General features: G+C 72.0%; 16 protein-coding genes and 1 pseudogene. 14 read left to right on the top strand and 3 right to left on the bottom strand.

All coding sequences use genetic code 11. The features are described from left to right. The first annotated feature begins 203 nt into the window (after positions 1-203). The gene (locus AB0G74_RS26100; RefSeq protein ID WP_361150655.1) at positions 204-890 is read left to right on the top strand and encodes an alpha/beta hydrolase; all 687 of its coding nucleotides are present in this window, start codon (positions 204-206) and stop codon (positions 888-890) included. An 83-nt stretch (positions 891-973) separates the two neighbouring features. Here the strand turns inward: AB0G74_RS26100 and AB0G74_RS26095 are convergent, their stop codons facing one another. After that, the gene (locus tag AB0G74_RS26095; RefSeq protein WP_361150653.1) at positions 974-1,777 is read right to left on the bottom strand and encodes an IclR family transcriptional regulator; all 804 of its coding nucleotides are present in this window, start codon (positions 1,775-1,777) and stop codon (positions 974-976) included. A gap of 305 nt (positions 1,778-2,082) precedes the next feature. Between AB0G74_RS26095 and allB the strand changes: the two are divergent. Then, positions 2,083-2,972, top strand: a pseudogene (gene allB, locus AB0G74_RS26090) (allantoinase AllB); the annotation flags it as partial. Positions 2,973-3,013: 41 nt separating this feature from the next. Here the strand turns inward: allB and AB0G74_RS26085 are convergent. Next, complete coding sequence (locus AB0G74_RS26085; RefSeq protein WP_361150650.1) at positions 3,014-3,235, bottom strand: hypothetical protein; 222 nt, start codon at positions 3,233-3,235, stop codon at positions 3,014-3,016. Positions 3,236-3,380: 145 nt separating this feature from the next. Here AB0G74_RS26085 and AB0G74_RS26080 point away from each other — a divergent pair, with 145 nt between their 5' ends. From AB0G74_RS26080 to AB0G74_RS26070, 3 genes are read left to right on the top strand one after another with little or no spacing between them, the layout of a single operon-like run. Then, positions 3,381-4,637, top strand: coding sequence for a histidine kinase (locus tag AB0G74_RS26080; protein WP_361150648.1), 1,257 nt, complete (start codon positions 3,381-3,383; stop codon positions 4,635-4,637). Continuing rightward, positions 4,634-5,326, top strand: coding sequence for a response regulator transcription factor (locus AB0G74_RS26075; protein WP_361150645.1), 693 nt, complete (start codon positions 4,634-4,636; stop codon positions 5,324-5,326). The genes AB0G74_RS26080 and AB0G74_RS26075 overlap by 4 nt, the downstream gene beginning before the upstream one ends. Positions 5,327-5,335: 9 nt before the next feature. Next, the gene (locus AB0G74_RS26070) at positions 5,336-6,505 is read left to right on the top strand and encodes a cytochrome P450 (protein ID WP_361150643.1); all 1,170 of its coding nucleotides are present in this window, start codon (positions 5,336-5,338) and stop codon (positions 6,503-6,505) included. A gap of 537 nt (positions 6,506-7,042) precedes the next feature. On the opposite strand, the gene AB0G74_RS26065 is transcribed toward AB0G74_RS26070, so the two are convergent. After that, positions 7,043-8,050 (bottom strand): Gfo/Idh/MocA family oxidoreductase, encoded by a 1,008-nt coding sequence (locus AB0G74_RS26065; RefSeq protein WP_361150641.1) that lies wholly within the window; start codon positions 8,048-8,050, stop codon positions 7,043-7,045. A 100-nt stretch (positions 8,051-8,150) separates the two neighbouring features. On the opposite strand from AB0G74_RS26065, the gene AB0G74_RS26060 reads away from it, so the two are divergent. From AB0G74_RS26060 to AB0G74_RS26020, 9 genes are all read left to right on the top strand, one after another. Continuing rightward, entirely contained in the window at positions 8,151-8,924 is a 774-nt protein-coding gene (locus AB0G74_RS26060) for a GntR family transcriptional regulator (RefSeq protein ID WP_361150639.1), read from the top strand. A gap of 161 nt (positions 8,925-9,085) precedes the next feature. Further along, positions 9,086-10,075, top strand: a complete 990-nt coding sequence (locus AB0G74_RS26055) for a substrate-binding domain-containing protein (RefSeq protein ID WP_361150636.1) — start codon at positions 9,086-9,088, stop codon at positions 10,073-10,075. A 182-nt stretch (positions 10,076-10,257) separates the two neighbouring features. Further along, a complete protein-coding gene (locus AB0G74_RS26050; protein ID WP_361150667.1) occupies positions 10,258-11,235 on the top strand; it encodes a sugar ABC transporter substrate-binding protein in 978 nt (325 codons plus the stop codon). Further along, a complete protein-coding gene (locus AB0G74_RS26045; protein WP_361150634.1) occupies positions 11,232-12,296 on the top strand; it encodes an ABC transporter permease in 1,065 nt (354 codons plus the stop codon). Before AB0G74_RS26050 ends, AB0G74_RS26045 begins: the two co-directional genes overlap by 4 nt. Then, positions 12,293-13,147: an ATP-binding cassette domain-containing protein gene (locus AB0G74_RS26040; RefSeq protein ID WP_361150632.1), complete on the top strand. Its 855-nt coding sequence runs from the start codon at positions 12,293-12,295 to the stop codon at positions 13,145-13,147. The genes AB0G74_RS26045 and AB0G74_RS26040 overlap by 4 nt, the downstream gene beginning before the upstream one ends. 170 nt (positions 13,148-13,317) lie before the next feature. After that, positions 13,318-14,478, top strand: a complete 1,161-nt coding sequence (locus tag AB0G74_RS26035; RefSeq protein WP_361150630.1) for an ROK family glucokinase — start codon at positions 13,318-13,320, stop codon at positions 14,476-14,478. Between the two features lie 110 nt (positions 14,479-14,588). Next, positions 14,589-15,173 carry a hypothetical protein gene (locus AB0G74_RS26030; RefSeq protein ID WP_361150627.1) on the top strand — a complete coding sequence of 195 codons (585 nt, stop codon included), beginning with the start codon at positions 14,589-14,591 and terminating at the stop codon, positions 15,171-15,173. A 317-nt stretch (positions 15,174-15,490) separates the two neighbouring features. Further along, a complete protein-coding gene (locus tag AB0G74_RS26025) occupies positions 15,491-16,729 on the top strand; it encodes an alpha/beta fold hydrolase (protein ID WP_361150664.1) in 1,239 nt (412 codons plus the stop codon). A 12-nt stretch (positions 16,730-16,741) separates the two neighbouring features. After that, entirely contained in the window at positions 16,742-17,368 is a 627-nt protein-coding gene (locus AB0G74_RS26020; RefSeq protein ID WP_361150625.1) for an MBL fold metallo-hydrolase, read from the top strand. Positions 17,369-17,411 lie beyond the last annotated feature (43 nt).

Raw genomic sequence — 17,411 nt, 5'->3', positions numbered from 1 at the left:
TCCTCGTCGACGAGGCCCGCCGCCCCGGCTGACCGCCGATGAGCCGGAGCCGCGCCGGGGGATTCCGGCGCCGCCCCGGTGACCCCGGGAATCGCCCCGGGACTTCCCGGGGCCGCGTCCGGCTGCGGTGGCGGGGCTCCGGCACCGGTTCTAGCGTGAGCGGCAGGGGGCCGCCGTTACGCGACCGATGTGAGGGTTCGGACATGGCCGACAAGCCGACGATCGTGCTGGTGCACGGATTCTGGGGCGGCGCCGCCCACTGGAGCAAGGCGATCCTGGAACTGAAGGGCCGGGGGTACGACAAGCTCCGCGCCGTGGAGAATCCGCTGACGTCCCTCGCGGACGACGCCGAGCGCACCCGGAAGATGGTCCGGCAGGTGGACGGGCCGGTGCTGCTGGTGGGTCACTCCTACGGCGGTGCTGTCATCACCGAGGCGGGCGATCTGCCCAATGTCACCGGACTGGTGTACATCGCCGCGTTCGCCCCCGACGCCGGTGAGAGCCCCGGCGGGATCAGCCAGGAGCATCCGCCCGCCGCGTTCGAGAACATCGTCCCGGACAGCGACGGCTATCTCTGGATCAAGCAGGACAAGTTCCACTGGAGCTTCGGCCAGGACCTGACCGAGGACGAGGCGCTGGTCATGGCCGTCACCCAGAAGGCGCCGCTGGCCTCGACCTTCGGGGACAACATCACCGCGCCGGCCTGGCGGAACAAGCCCGTCTGGTATCAGGTCTCCACCGAGGACCGCATGATCCACCCGGACAACGAGCGTCGGATGGCCGCGCGGATGAACCCCCGCAAGGTGATCGAACTCGATGCCAGCCACGCGTCGCTGGCCTCCCAGCCGAAGGCCGTCGTGGATCTCATCGACGAGGCCGCGAACGCGTAGAACCTCGTGTACGTCCGGTGGTCCCCCGGGTCCGACAGCGGATCCGGGGGATCGCGGCTGTTCGGCTCAGGGCTCGGGGCGCCTCAGCCGGTCGAGGTGTTCGCCAGGGCCGCCGACAGCTCCCGGGCGACCTCCTGCAACACCGGCACGATCTTCTCCGTGGCCGAGTCCGTCACCCGCCCCGCCGGGCCCGAGATGGAGATGGCCGCCGCCGTCGGGGAGTCGGGGACCGGGACCGCGAGACAGCGGACCCCGATCTCCTGCTCGTTGTCGTCCACGGCGTACCCGCTGCGGCGGACCTGCTCCAGCGCCGCGAGGAAGCCCTCCGGGCTGGTGATCGTCTTCTCGGTGGCGGCGGGCATCCCGGTCCGGGCCAGCAACGCCCGTACCTCGTCCGCCGGATGCCCCGCGAGCAGCGCCTTGCCCACCCCGGTGGAGTGCGGCAGCACCCGCCGTCCCACCTCGGTGAACATCCGCATCGAGTGCTTCGACGGCACCTGCGCCACATAGACGATCTCGTCGCCGTCGAGCAGGGCCATGTTCGCGGTCTCGCCGGTCTCGTCGACCAGCCGGGCCAGATAGGGCCTGGCCCAGGTGCCGAGCAGCCGGGCCGAGGACTCGCCGAGCCGGATCAGCCGGGGGCCGAGCGCATAGCGGCGGTTCGGCTGCTGGCGGACGTAGCCGCAGGCCACCAGGGTCCGCATCAGCCGGTGGATGGTCGGCAGCGGCAGTCCGCTGCTCCCCGACAGTTCACTCAGTCCGACTTCGCCCCCGGCGTCCGCCATGCGCTCCAGCAGATCGAAGGCGCGCTCCAGGGACTGCACACCCCCGCCACCCGACGGTCTCACGGTGTCGGAGGAGCGGGCGCTGGCACTGGGCGTCGGCACGGGCGGCGGTCCTTTCGGGCGGTGGACAAGACGGCAGCCTACCCGGCGGCCGACCCCGGCACACCGGTACCGTCCCGGGAATCCGCGCCGGTCAGGGGGTGTTCGTCCCGGTGCGGGGCGGTTCCCGGAGGATCATCGGGGGGACATTCGCCCCCTCGGTTGGATTCTGTCTGACGGTCTCCGTCTTCCGGATCGCGGAAGTTCGACCCTCTTGGCGTCATCGGTCGCCATGGCGGCGATTCTCCGAACAGTTGTTCAGCGGGTTTCTTCGGCGATGTGCTGAGGCTTCTGGACGGGGTGGCCGGATGGCGGAAGCGGAGCGAGCGGCCCGTTCCGGGGCGGTCCCGGGGGCCCGGCTGGCCTTGCGCTCCGCCCGGGTCGTGACGCCCGGGGGCACCGGACCCGCCCTGATCACCGTCGCCGGGGGCCGGATCACCGGCGTGCTCCCATACGGCACAACCCTGCCGCCGGACACCCCGCTGGAGGACGCCGGGGACGATGTCGTACTCCCCGGCCTGGTCGATACGCACGTCCATGTCAACGATCCCGGCCGGACCGAGTGGGAGGGCTTCGAGGCCGCGACCCGGGCCGCCGCGGCCGGTGGGGTGACGACCCTGATCGACATGCCGCTGAACTCCCTGCCGCCCACCACCACCGTCGGCCATCTGCGGATCAAACAGGCCGCGGCCCGGCCATCGGTCCATGTCGACACCGGCTTCTGGGGCGGCGCGATCCCCGGTAACACCGCCGAGCTGCGGCCCCTGCACGACGCCGGGGTCTTCGGCTTCAAATGCTTTCTCTCGCCCTCCGGCGTCGAGGAGTTCCCGGCGCTCGACCGGGACCGGCTCGCCCGGGCGGCGGCGGAGATCGCGGGCTTCGGCGGGCTGCTGATCGCCCATGCCGAGGACCCCCGGTGGCTGACGGAACCATCGGGGCGGCGGTACGCCGACTTCCTCGCCTCCCGTCCCCCCGTCGCCGAGTACGCCGCCGTCGAGACCCTGATCGCCCTCGCCCGCGAGCTGGACGCCCGGTCCACGTACTGCATCTCTCGTCCGCGGGCACCCTGCCGCTGATCGCCCGGGCCAGAGCCGCAGGCGTACGGATCACCGCCGAGACCTGCCCGCACTTCCTCGCCCTCACCGCCGAGGAGGTCCCCGACGGCGCCACCGAGTTCAAATGCTGTCCGCCGATCCGGTAGGCCGCCAACCGGGACGCGCTGTGGGCCGGGCTCGCCGCTCACCCCCGTCCGCCGCCCGATTCGGAGATCATCACCAGGACGAACCCCACCACCATCAGCACCAGAAAGCCGAAGATCACCCTGTCGTCGAGGAACGGCAGCCGTTCCAGCACCTGCTCCGCACCGCCCATGAACGGGAACCAGCCCGTCAGTTCACGAATCGTCCCCGCGGCGCCCGCCGCCATCAGCAGCCCGCCCGCGGACTCCAGCATCTTCCTCATGACCCCGATGCTGGCGCCGGGGGACCACCCGGCGCGTCGGCCGTCGGGCCCCGGCCCGCAGCCGAAAGTCTTCGGCCCTCCGACTTTGGTAGCGGCCCGCCCCCGCCCCGTGTTCCGACCCCTCCCACCTGCGTAACGTGGTCGTATGACCCGTACGGAATACTCATGGCTGCTGCCGTCGGCCATGGTCGCCGCCCCGGAACTGTACGATCCGGAACCGGCGGGCGGACGGGCCGTGCGGACCGACGCCCGGGGAAGGCCGCGCCGGACCGTACGCGACTGGATCGTCGACCTCGTCGCCTTCCTCTTCTCCGTCTTCCTCGCCCTCGTGGTGATCGGCGAGAGTTCCCGGATCAACGGCGACGGGGCCGGTGTCGTCCGCTTCGACGAGGTCGTCGGACTGCTCTCCTGCTGCTCGGTCTGGCTGCGCCGCCGCCTGCCCGTCCCGCTCGCCGTCGCCCTGTCGGTGCTGAGCGTCTTCTCCCCGGCCGTCGCGGGCCCGCTGCTCGTCGCACTCTTCACCATCGCCGTCCACCGGCCGTTCCCCACGGTCGCCGCCGTCGGCGTCACGGGGCTCGGGCTGGGCCTCGTCCAGCCCTTCGTCCGCCCCGACCCCGGCACCACCGTCCTCGCCTCGATCGTCGTCGGATTCGTGATCCTCCTGCTGGTCACCTGCTGGGGCATGCTCGTCCGCTCCCAACGCCAGCTCTACGTCGCCCTGCGCGAACGCGCCCGGCGGGCCGAGACCGAGGCCGAACTACGGGCCCAGCAGGCCCAGCGGCTCGCCCGGGAGGCCATCGCCCGGGAGATGCACGACGTCCTCGCCCACCGGCTCACCCTGCTCAGCGTGCACGCCGGTGCCCTGGAGTTCCGGCCCGACGCGCCACCCGCCGAAGTCGCCCGCGCCGCCGGGGTGATCCGGGACTCCGCCCATGACGCGCTCCAGGACCTGCGGCAGATCATCGGCGTACTCCGCGCCCCCGGCGACGGCGGATCCGACGACCGGCCGCAACCCACCCTCGCCACCCTCGGCCCCCTGGTCGCCGAATCCCGCGATGCCGGAATGACCGTCCGCCTCGACAACACCATCGGCGAACCCGCCGAGATGTCCGCCGTGCTGGGCCGGACCGTCTACCGCATCGCCCAGGAGGGCCTCACCAACGCCCGCAAACACGCGCCCGGCGCCGAAGTCACCGTCTCCGTCAGCGGTACGCCCGGCGACGGAGTCACCGTCTCCGTCGGCAACCCGGCCCCCGGACGGCCCGTCACCCCCGTCCCCGGCTCGGGCCAGGGACTGATCGGCCTCGCCGAACGCGCCACCCTCGCCGGGGGGCGGCTGGAACACGGAGCCACCGAAGACGGCGGATTTCGGATCAGCGCCTGGCTACCGTGGGCGGTATGACCATCAGACTGCTCGTCGTCGACGACGACCCCCTGGTCCGGGCCGGGCTCGCCCTCATGCTCGGCGGCGCCGAAGACCTGCGGATCGTCGGCGAGGCCGCCGACGGAGCCGAGGTCCCGGCGCTCGTCGAACGGCTCGCCCCCGATGTGATCCTGATGGACATCCGGATGCCGGACGTCGACGGGCTCACCGCCACCGAGGAACTGCGCGGCCGCCCCGGCGCCCCCGAGGTCGTCGTCCTCACCACCTTCCACGCCGACGAACAGGTACTGCGGGCGCTACGGGCCGGGGCCGCCGGATTCGTCCTCAAGGACACCCCGCCCGCCGAGATCGTCGCCGCCGTACGCCGGGTCGCGGCCGGAGAACCCGTACTCTCACCCGCCGTCACCCGCCAGCTGATGAGCCATGTCGCCGGAGTGCCCGCCGCGACCGGCGGCGACACCCGGCGGGCCGCCGCGCTCACCAGAACGAGCCTGCTCGCCGACCGGGAACGAGAAGTCGCCGTCGAGATCGGCCGGGGCCGGTCCAACGCGGAGATCGCCGCCGCCCTCTATATGAGCGTCCCCACCGTCAAAACCCATGTCTCACGGATCCTGGCCAAACTCGGCTTCAACAACCGTGTCCAGATCGCGCTCCTCGCCCATGACGCGGGCCTCTTCGACGACGACGAACCCGACCCGGCGACGTAACCTGGGCCGATGGGGACCATAGACCTGAGCGACTGGCACGGGTTCACCGAGAACCCATATCCGTACTACGCGGCGGCCCGCGCCGAAGGACCCGTCCACCGGGTCCACGGCCCGGACGGACCGTTCTGGCTGATCGTCGGCCACGACGAGGCCCGGGCCGCACTCACCGACGAACGCCTCGTCAAAACCCCGGAGACGGTGGGGCGGCCCTCCCTCGGCCGGGCCATCGGCCGTACGCTGCTGGAGTCCGACCCGCCCCACCACACCCGGCTCCGCCGACTGGTGAGCCGCGAGTTCACCGCCCGCCGGGTGGAACGGCTCACCCCCCGGATCCAGGAGATCACCGACCGATTACTCGACGACATGCTCCCGGCCGGACGGGCCGACCTGATCGACGCCTTCGCCTTCCCGCTGCCGATCATCGTCATCTGCGAACTGCTCGGCGTCCCGCCCGGCGACCGGGACCTCATCCGCGTCCGGTCCAACAAGGTCGTCCAGTTCACCACCTCCGCCGAGGCCGCCGAGGCCCGGGCCGAACTCGCCGTCTACCTCGACGGACTCATCGAGGCCCATCGCCGCGAAGGGCTCGGCGACGACCTCATCTCCGCCCTGATCCGCACCCGCGACGAGGACGGCGACCGGCTCTCCGGGCCCGAACTGCGCGGCCTCGCCTACGTACTGCTGATCGCCGGGCACGAGACCACGGTCAATCTGATCGGCAACGCGGTACGGGCCCTCCTCGACCACCCCGGCCAACTCGCCGCGGTCCGAGCCGACCCCGGACTCGTCGACGGCGTCATCGAGGAGACCCTGCGGTACGACGGCCCGGTGGAGACCGCGACACTCCGCTACAGCGCCGAACCCGTCCGGGTCGGCGACACCGAGATCCCGGCCGGTGAGATCGTCCTCGTCGGCCTCGCCTCGGCGGGCCGCGACCCGGCGCGCTTCGAAGCGCCCGACACATTCGACGTCCACCGGGACGACCGGGGTCATATCGCCTTCGGCCACGGGATCCACTTCTGCGTAGGGGCGCAGCTGGCCAGGGTGGAGGCGAGGATCGCCCTCACGACGCTCCTCGCCCGCGCCCCGGGCCTGGCCCGCGACCCGGAGGCCCCACCGCCCGACTGGCTCCCCGGCCTCCTGATCCGCGGCACCCGCACGCTCCCGCTCCGCTGGTAGCCCGCCACGCCGTCTGTGTTCTTGACCCTTGAGCCCCGGAGACCGGCCGCGCCCGGCAGCTTGATGTTGTTCACGGCCTGCGGGCCGTCGTGGGCTTGTCGCGCAGTTCCGCCCCCTACGCCTTCGGCGGTGGGGGGACCCCCAGCGCCACCTGGGGTGCCCTCCTCGTCGTCCTTGTAGGGAGGCGGGCCCCTTCCCAGGGGCGGGGCCGGGGAGAGCATTTTAGGGGCGCGGGGAACTGCGCGACCAGCCACAGGCGGGCCGCAGGCCGCCGACAACATCAGGCTGCCGGGCGCGGCCCGGGTCTTTCGGCGATGCCGTGGAGGGCCAAGGCGCTGGGGGTCCCCCCATTGCCGGAGGCATAGGGGGCGGAACTGCGCGACAAGCCACGACGGTGGTGCGGACCGCCGACAACATCAGGTTGCCGGGCGGGACCCGGGTAGTTCGGGCGGTGCCCCGGAGGGGCGAGGCGCTGGGGGATCCCCTTCGGCAATGGCGCGGCCCGGGAGAAGGCGTCGCGGCGCCTCGCGTGAGGGCCTAGAGAAGGGTCGGGATCTCCGACAGGGAGACCGCGCGGCGTTCCGCGCGGGAGCGTTCGCACGCCTCCGCGACGCGGAGTGCCTCCAGGGCTTCCCGGCCGTCGCAGGGGTTGGGCGCCTCACCCCGGGCCAGCCGGAGGAACGCGGTCAGTTCCGCCTCGTACGCGGGGGCGAACCGCTCCAGGAAGCCGGGCCAGGGGCGTTCCGGGGCCCCGGGGCCTCCCGGTTCCACGGATGTCAGGGGTGTACGGTCCGTCAGGCCCACCGCGATCTGGTCCAGTTCGCCCGCCAGTTCCAGTCGTACGTCGTAGCCCGCGCCGTTCATCCGGGTGGCCGTCGCCGTCGCGAGGGTGCCGTCGTCGAGGGTGAGTACGGCGGCGGCCGTGGCCACGTCGCCCGCCTCGCGGAACATCGGGGGGCCCGCGTCGGATCCGGTGGCGTACACCTCGGTGATCTCCCGCCCGGTCACCCAGCGGATGATGTCGAAGTCGTGTACCAGGCAGTCCCGGTACAGGCCGCCGGAGAGCGGCAGATATCCGGCGGGCGGCGGCGCCGGGTCGGACGATGTCGCCCGGACCGTGTGCAGCCGCCCCAGCCGTCCCGTGCGCAGCCGCTCCCGCGCCGCCGCGTAGCCCGCGTCGAAGCGCCGCATGAAACCGAGCTGGAGCTGGGTGCCCGCAGCGGCGACCGCTTCGAGGGCCCGGATCGTGCCGGGCAGGTCGAGTGCGATCGGTTTCTCGCAGAACGTCGGCAGGCCCGCCCGCGCGGCGCGGGCGATCAGCTCGGCGTGCGAGGCGGTGGCCGAGCAGATCACCACCGCGTCCACGCCCCAGGCGAAGATCTCGTGCGGGCCGGGTGCGGCCGTGGCGCCGACGCTCCGCGCCACGGCGGCCGCCCGTTCGGTGTCCGTGTCGGCCACGACCAGGGATCCGACCTCCGGGTGACGGCCGAGTACCTCCGCGTGGAAGGTGCCGATACGTCCGGTACCGATGAGTCCGATGCGCATGCGCCAAAAATGGGGCCGGGCGCCGACGCTGTCAAGACTTTGTCCTGACAACCGGACTTCACGACTTCCCGTCAACTTGAGAGCCGATTACGCTCGCCCCGTGCCCAAGCAGCCCGGTCCGGAGACGGACCCGAACCCGTCGCTTCAGCTGAGTGTGGACCGCACCAGCCCGGTCCCCCTCTATTTCCAGCTCTCCCGGCAGCTGGAGGCCGCGATCGAGCGGGGCGCGCTCACCCCCGGCACCCTGCTCGGCAACGAGATCGAGCTGGCCGCGCGGCTCGGCCTGTCCCGGCCCACGGTCCGCCAGGCCATCCAGTCCCTGGTCGACAAGGGGCTGCTGGTCCGCAGGCGCGGCGTCGGCACCCAGGTGGTGCACAGCCAGGTCCGCCGCCCGCTGGAGCTGAGCAGTCTGTACGACGATCTGGAGGCCGCGGGCCAGCGGCCCGCCACCGTCGTCCTCGCCCTGACCGGCGGCCGGGCCACGGACCGGGTCGCTGCCGCGCTCGGGGTCGCGGAGGGCGGCGAGATCCACTCGGTCGAGCGACTGCGGTACGCCCATGGGGAGCCGATGGCGCTGCTGACCAACGCCCTGCCCGCCGGGCTGCTGGCCCTGGACGCGGCGAGCCTGGAGGCGACCGGTCTGTACCGGCTGATGCGGGCCGCCGGGATCACCCTGCACAGCGCCCGTCAGACGGTGGGTGCCCGGGCGGCCACCGAGGCCGAGGCCGAGCTGCTGGGGGAGCGGCCGGGGGCGCCGGTGCTGACCATGGAGCGCACCACGTTCGACGACACGGGGCGGGCGGTCGAGTACGGCTCCCATATCTACCGGGCCTCCCGCTACTCCTTCGAGTTCCAGCTGCTGGTCCGTCCCTGAGCGGCGGCCGGGGCCGTCCCAAAGCCCCCGGGGCCGGTGCCGTACCCCCGCATGTCAGCCCGGTAAGAATGTTCGGACAAAGTCTTGACGGGGTCGCGTCATCATCGTAGAAACTCACCCAGCCGCAACGGGGCGGCCCGGGAGAGAAGGCGGGACCCACCATGCGCAGCCATCGCACGGCAGCGGCACTGCTCGCCGCGAGTGCCCTGCTCGTCACCGCCGGATGCAGCGGCTCCGGGGGCAAGGACGCCGATGAGAAGGCCGACGGCGGCGGAACGACCGCCGGCACCCCCCGGATGAAGATCGCGATGGTCACCCACTCCGGCGAGGGCGACACCTTCTGGGACATCGTCCAGACCGGCGCGAAGGCCGCCGCGAAAAAGGGCAATGCCGAGTTCCTGTACGCCGCCAACAAGGAGGGCAAGGAACAGGCGCAGCTCGTCCAGACGTATATCGACCAGAAGGTCGACGGCATCGTGGTCACCCTGGCCAAACCGGAGGCCGTCCGGGACGTGGTGAGGAAGGCCGTCGCCGCGGGCATTCCCGTGATCACCATCAACTCCGGCGGCGAGTTCTCCCGAGCCTTCGGCGCCCTCGCCCATATCGGGCAGGACGAGTCCGTCGCCGGTGAGGCCGTCGGCGCGGAGCTGACCGCACGGGGGAAGAAGAAGGCCGTCTGCGTCATCCACGAGCAGGGCAATGTGTCCCAGGAGGCCCGCTGCGCCGGGCTGCGGAAGACCTTCACCGGCAGTGTCGAGAACCTTCAGGTGGAGGGCGTCAACATGCCCGCCACGACCTCCACGGTGCAGGCCAAGCTCCAGGCCACCCCCGGGATCGACGCCGTCGTCACCCTCGGCGCCCCCTTCGCCGCCGCGTTCGTCCAGGCGAAACGGGCCGCGAAGTCGTCGGCCGAGATCGACACCTTCGATCTCAACGCGGAGGTGATCAAGCAGCTCAAAGCCGGGGAGATCGGCTTCGCCGTCGACCAGCAGCCCTATCTCCAGGGCTATCTCGCGGTCGACCAGCTCTGGCTCCACCGGGTCAACCGCAATGTCACCGGCGGCGGGAAACCCGTCCTCACCGGCCCCGCCCTGGTGCGCCAGAACGACGCCGACGCGCTGGCGGAGCTGACCGCCGCCGGGACCCGATGACCGCCCCGGCGTACCCGATGCCCACCCTCCGACCTGCCGTGACCCATACTTGGGCGGCTGGGGCACGACATTTCGCCCCGCCGCCGCGCCACCGGGCGCGGCGGACCGGCGGACGAGTGGTACGGCGAGAAGGGCACGGGGTCGTGGCAAGGGCAAGGACAGGGGTACGCGCGCTCGGCGCGTTGCTGGCGGCGGTGCTCGGGGCGTCCCTCGTCGGCTGCAGCAGCACCGGCGGCAAGCGCGCGGCGGACGCCCGCAAGGCCCAGGCCGAGGCGGCCGGGAAGGCCACGGTCAGCACGCCCCGCTGGACCTTCGCCATGGTCACCCACTCGGGCGACGGCGACACGTTCTGGGACATCGTCCAGAAGGGGGCCCAGGAGGCCGCCGAGAAGGACAACATCAACTTCCTCTACTCCAAGAACGACGAGGGCCAGCAGCAGGCCCAGCTCGTCCAGGCCGCCATCGACAAGAAGGTCGACGGCCTGATCGTCACCCTTGCCAAGCCCGACGCCATGAAGGACGTGGTGAAGAAGGCCGTCGCCGCCGGAATCCCGGTGATCACCATCAACTCCGGATCGGCCCAGTCGAAGGAGTACGGCGCTCTCACCCATATCGGGCAGGACGAGACCATCGCCGGTGAGGCCGTCGGCGAGGAGCTGAACGAGCGGGGCCGCAAGAAGGCGGTCTGCGTCCTGCACGAACAGGGCAACGTCGGCCATGAGCAGCGCTGCGCCGGGACGCGGAAGACCTTCGACGGCGAACTGCAGAACCTCTACGTCGACGGCACCAACATGCCCGACGTCCAGGCGTCCATCGAGGCCAAGCTGCAGACCGACCGGGCCATCGACGCCGTCGTCACCCTCGGCGCCCCGTTCGCGGACACCGCCGTTCGGGCCAAGGAGAGCGCCCGCAGCAAGGCCGAGATCGACACCTTCGACCTCAATCCGAAGGTCGCCGCCGGACTGAAGGACGGCACCCTCGGCTTCGCCGTCGACCAGCAGCCCTACCTCCAGGGGTACGAGGCCGTCGACCTGCTCTGGCTCTACCGCTACAACGCCGACGTCCTCGGCGGCGGACGGCCCGTACTCACCGGGCCGCAGATCATCACCGAGGACCAGGCGGCTCAGCTGGAGGACTACACGAGGCGGGGGACCCGATGAGCTCGACCGCGCCACCACCGGCGGACCTCGCGAAGGGGCCCGCCGGGGACGAACGGCTGCTGCGGACCTCACCACTGCGCCGGCTGCTGGGCCGCCCCGAGCTGGGTTCCGTCGTCGGCGCCGTCGCCGTCTTCGTCTTCTTCTCGATCGTCGCCGACTCGTTCCTCCAGACGTCCAGCTTCTCCACCGTGCTGTACGCGGCGTCCACCATCGGGATCATGGCCGTCCCGGTCGCCCTGCTGATGATCGGCGGCGAGTTCGACCTCTCGGCGGGCGTCCTGGTCACCAGCTCCGCCCTGGTCTCCTCGATGTTCAGCTACCAGATGACGGCCAATGTCTGGGTCGGCGTCCTGGTCTCCCTGCTGGTCACCCTGGCGGTCGGGGTCTTCAACGGATTCCTGCTGACCCGGACGAAGCTGCCCAGCTTCATCATCACGCTCGGTACGTTCCTGATGCTGACCGGGCTGAATCTGGGCTTCACCAAGCTGATCACCGGCCGGGTCTCCACCGACTCCATCAGCGATATGGAGGGCTTCGCCTCGGCGAAGAAGGTCTTCGCGTCCGAGCTGGTCATCGGGGACGTCAGCCTGAAGGTGACGATCCTGTGGTGGCTCGGCCTGGTCGCCGTCGCGACCTGGGTCCTGCTGCGGACCCGCTTCGGCAACTGGATCTTCGCCGTCGGCGGCGGCGCCGACGCGGCCCGCGCGGTCGGCGTCCCGGTGATCAAGACCAAGATCGGCCTCTATATGGGCGTCGCCTTCGCCGCCTGGATCTCCGGCCAGCACCTGCTCTTCTCCTTCGACGTGGTGCAGTCCGGCGAGGGCGTCGGCAACGAGCTGATCTACATCATCGCGGCCGTCATCGGCGGCTGTCTGATCACCGGCGGCTACGGCTCCGCCATCGGCTCCGCGGTGGGCGCCTTCATCTTCGGTATGACCAGCAAGGGCATCGTCTACGCGGAGTGGAACCCCGACTGGTTCAAGTTCTTCCTCGGGGCGATGCTGCTGCTCGCCACCCTGCTCAACGCCTGGGTACGGAAGAGGGCGGAGGCCACCCGATGAGCCCGCTGAACGCCAATCCCGATCCCGATGCCGCCCCCGGCACAGGGGACGACCGGCCGCCGCTGGTCGCCCTCGACCGGGTCAGCAAGTACTACGGCAACATCCGGGCCCTCGAAGGGGTGTCCCTGGAGGTCAGGGCCGGGGAGATCACCTGCGTCCTGGGCGACAACGGCGCCGGGAAGTCCACCCTCATCAAGATCATCGCCGGGCTGCACCAGCACGACTCCGGCACGTTCGCCGTCGAGGGCGAGGAGACCCGGCTGGTCAACCCCCGCGACGCCCTCGACCGGGGCATCGCCACGGTCTACCAGGATCTCGCCGTGGTCCCCCTGATGCCGGTCTGGCGGAACTTCTTCCTCGGCTCCGAGCCGGTGAAGGGCTCGGGACCGTTCCGCCGGCTCGACGTCCGGACCATGCGCGAGACCACCCGGTCCGAGCTGCTGCGGATGGGGATCGACCTGCGCGACGTCGACCAGCCCATCGGCACCCTCTCCGGCGGCGAGCGGCAGTGCGTGGCGATCGCCCGCGCCGTCCACTTCGGGGCCAAGGTCCTGGTCCTCGACGAGCCCACGGCGGCGCTCGGCGTCAAGCAGTCCGGAGTGGTCCTCAAGTACGTCGCCGCCGCCCGTGACGCGGGCCTGGGCGTCGTACTGATCACCCACAACCCGCACCACGCCTATCTGGTCGGCGACCGGTTCGTGCTGCTCAAGCGGGGCACCATGACCGCGAGCCACACCAAGGACTCGGTCACCCTGGACGAGCTGACCCGGCAGATGGCGGGCGGCTCCGAGCTGGACGACCTCCGGCACGAACTGGAGCGCCCCGGCCCCGGCGACCCGCCGGAGGAGTGACGTACGACCCCGGGCGGGGCCGCTGCCCCGCCCGGACGGCGGCGGTACGCGGGCCCGCGAACGGCCCGCTCCCGAGGGGCGGCCCCCCCCGGGGGTGCCGTGAAAGAATCGGTACGGCGGACCGTTCCGCCACCCGCAGTGACCCCTTGACCCCGAGCACCCGCAGGGACATGAGCACCTACCGCGATTTCGCGCACCGCGGCTCCGCCCGCGCCACCGTCCTGCGTACCGTCGGCACCCGTGAGCGGCGCTCCCATCTGACCGCCCCCCGGGTCCCCACCGTCGGGATCGACATCGGGGGTACGAAGGTGATGGCGGGCGTCGTCGACGCGGACGGCGTCATCCTGGAGAAGGTCAGGACCGAGACCCCGGACAAGTCGAAGAGTCCCAAGGTCGTCGAGGACGTCATCTGCGAACTCGTCCTCGACCTCTCCGACCGGCACGATGTCCACGCCGTCGGGATCGGTGCCGCGGGCTGGGTCGACGCCGACCGCTCCACCGTCCTGTTCGCCCCGCACCTCGCCTGGCGCAACGAACCCCTGCGGGACGCCCTCTCCGCCCGGCTCGCGGTCCCCGTCCTGGTCGACAACGACGCCAACACCGCCGCCTGGGCGGAGTGGCGGTTCGGCGCCGGGCGCGGCGAGGACCATCTGGTGATGATCACCCTCGGTACCGGGATCGGCGGCGCCATCCTGGAGGACGGCCGGGTCAAGCGGGGCAAGTACGGCGTCGCCGGAGAGTTCGGCCATATGCAGGTCGTCCCGGGCGGCCACCGCTGCCCGTGCGGCAACCGGGGCTGCTGGGAGCAGTACAGCTCCGGCAACGCCCTGGTCCGCGAGGCCCGGGAGCTGGCCGCCGCCGACTCGCCCGTCGCCCATGTACTGATCGACCGGGTCGGCGGCTCCGCCGCCGACATCACCGGCCCCCTGATCACCGAGCTGGCCCGCGAGGGCGACGCCATGTGCGTCGAGCTCTTCCAGGACATCGGCCAGTGGCTCGGCGTCGGGATCGCCAATCTCGCCGCCGCCCTCGACCCCTCCTGCTTCGTCGTGGGAGGCGGGGTCAGCGCCGCCGACGATCTGCTGATCGGACCCGCCAGGGACGCGTTCCGCCGCCATCTCACCGGCCGCGGCTACCGGCCCGAGGCCCGGATCGTCAAGGCCCAGCTCGGTCCCGAGGCCGGTATGGTCGGCGCCGCCGACCTGGCCAGACTGGTCGCCCGCCGCTTCCGCCGGGCCAACCGGCGCCGGGTCGAACGCCATGAACGGTACGAGCGGTACGCCCAGGCCCTGCGGAACTCCGGCACGGGCCGACCCCCGCGCGAGGTCTGATCCGGGCCCGCCCGCACCCTCCCGATGATCTTGATTTTCCGGGCTTTCACGCATGTGTCGGTGGCGAACCGTAGACTTCAGGTCCGCCCACCCACCAGGAACCCGCAGTCATGAGTGTCGTACCCAGACCGACCCAGCGGCCGGACGAACCGGCCTTCCGGCCGCCCGAGGGCCGCCGCCGCATGATCGTCCGGCGTGCCGTGACGCTGCTCGTCATCCTGCTGCTGATCGGCGTTCCGGCGGGCTATCTGGTGGTCTCCGCCGAGCAGAGCCGGGCCAGCGGACGGGACAAGGTCGCGGAGTCCTCCGGCAAGGGCCTGCGGGAAGCCTGGCCCTCCCAGATGAAGCGCCGGATCTTCGAGGTACCCGTCCCGGACAACGCCTGGAGCGTCGCGTACTACGAGACGAGCAACTGGAAGACCAGCAGGCTCTACGTCCAGTTCAGCACCACCACCGACGGGCTCGACCGGTTCCTCGCGGACATCGGCGCCGACCGGTCCGCCCTCCAGCCCGGCGTCCCCGCCATCAGCGCCAAGGACGCCGCCACCGCGGGCTGGCGCTTCACCCCCGGCGAGCGGGAGTGGACCGGACTCACCCATCTGCGCGACTCGCCCCGGCCCGACCAGCACATCGTCGTCGACACCACCCATCCCTACGCCGTCGGCGTCTACGTGGTGTCGACCACCACCCCCTGAATCACTCCCCGAACCACCCGCCGGGGTGAGAGGAGGGGGGTCGCCCACCGCCGCCCCGGGCGGTCACTACGGTGGACCGGGTGAGTGAGACGCAGACCCCCGACCAGAGCCCCGAGCAGAGCACGGAACCGAGCCCGAGCCCCGGGGACCACCCCGGCGCCGACCCGGAGCCGGGCCCCGGCCGGAGCCCTGAGCACGGCGCTGAATCCGGCCCCGACCCGAGCCCCGCCCCGCTCCCCGCCTCCGGCGCGGAAACCGGCGCGGAACCGGGCCCCGACCGGAGCCCCGAGGAGGCTCCGCCCACCCTCCAGTACCGGATCGACGGACCCGACGACGCGCCCGTACTCGTCCTCGGCCCGTCCCTGGGCACCACCTGGCACATGTGGGACCGGCAGATCGCCGAACTCTCCCGCGAGTGGCGGATCCTCCGCTACGACCTCCCCGGCCACGGCGGCGCCCCCGCCCTGCCCGCCGAATCCGTCGGCGAACTCGCCGACCGGCTGATCGCCACCCTCGACGGCCTCGGCGTCCAGCGGTTCGGCTACGCGGGCTGCTCCATCGGCGGCGCCGTCGGCCTCGATCTGGCCCTCCGCAGGCCGGACCGGGTCGGGTCGCTGGCGCTGGTCGCGGCGTCACCCCGGTTCGAGACCGCCGACGAACTCCGCGGCCGGGGTGTGATCGTCCGGACCAACGGGCTCGACCCGGTGGCGCTGGCCGCCCCCGAAGCCTGGTTCACCCAGGGCTTCGCCGCAGCCCAGCCCGCGATCGTGGAATGGGCCGTCCAGATGGTCCGCACCACCGACCCCGCCTGCTACATCGCCGCCTGCGAGGCGCTGGCCGCCTTCGACGTCCGGACCGAGATCGGCCGGATCTCCGTCCCCGCCCTCGTCCTGGTCGGCTCCGAGGACCAGGTCACCGGCCCCGCCGAGGCCCGCACCCTGGTCGCCGGGATACCGGACGCCCGGCTGGCCCTGGTCCCCGGCGCCGGTCACCTCGCCCCCGTCGAGCAGCCCGCCGCCGTCACCGACCTGCTGGTACGCCACTTCTCCTCGGTACCGCAGGACACCCTCACGGCCATCCCCCTCCAGGCCGTGGCGGCCGTCGCCCCGGCCGGCGCCCCGCCCGCCGACCCCGAGACCGGCCCCGCGCCCGGCACACCGGAGGAGACCGGGCGCCCCGACCCGTACGAACCCGGCCTGCGGACCCGCCGGGAAGTCCTCGGCGACGCCTATGTCGACGGCGCCACCGGCGACGGCGAGCACTTCGCCGCCGACTTCCAGGAGTTCGTCACCCGCTACGCCTGGGGCGAGGTCTGGAACCGCGACGGCCTGGACCGCCGGACCCGCAGCGCCGTCACCATGACGGCACTGGTCGCCCAGGGAAGGCCGGAGGAGTTGGGCGCGCACGTCCGGGCCGCCCTGCGGAACGGACTCACCCCCGACGAGATCAAGGAGATCCTGCTCCACACCGCCGTGTACTGCGGCCTGCCCGCCGCGAACGCCGCGTTCAAGGTCGCGGGAGCCGTCGTACGGGAGGAGACCACGCCCCGGCCGTAGCAGGATGGGCCCATGAGGCTCACCAAGAAGAAGCACTCCTGCGTACGGCTGGAGAAGGACGGCGCCACCCTCGTCGTGGACCCCGGCGCGTTCTCCGAGGAGGACGCCGCCACGGGGGCGGACGCGGTGCTGATCACCCACGAGCACCCCGACCACTACGACGAGGGACGCGTCCGCGCCGCCCTGGCGGCCGGGGCCGAGGTCTGGACCCTGCGGAGCGTCGCCGACACCCTGAGCGCGGCGTTCCCCGGGCGGGTCCGGACCGTCGGCCACGGCGACACCTTCACCGCGGCGGGCTTCGAGATCGAGGTACACGGCGAACTGCACGCCGTGATCCACCCGGATCTGCCGCGCGTCACCAATGTCGGCTTCCTGCTCGACGGCACCGTCTTCCACCCCGGGGACGCCCTGACCGTCCCCGAGCGGCCCGTCGACACGCTGATGCTGCCGGTGATGGCGCCCTGGAACAAGCTCTCCGAGGTCGTCGACTACGTCCGCGAGGTACGCCCCCGGCTGACGATCGACATCCACGACGCGCTGCTCACCGACCTGGCGCGGCCGATCTACGACGGCCATCTGGCGAATCTGGGCGGCGCGCCCCGCGAACGCCTCTCCCCGGGCGCCGCGCACCTCTTCTGACCGGCCCGCCGGGGCGGGGCCGGGGCGGCTCACGGGGAGGCGG

Source organism: Streptomyces sp. NPDC020875 (assembly GCF_040641415.1).
Lineage (GTDB): Bacteria > Actinomycetota > Actinomycetes > Streptomycetales > Streptomycetaceae > Streptomyces.
This window is presented reverse-complemented; position numbering and strand designations above follow the sequence as displayed.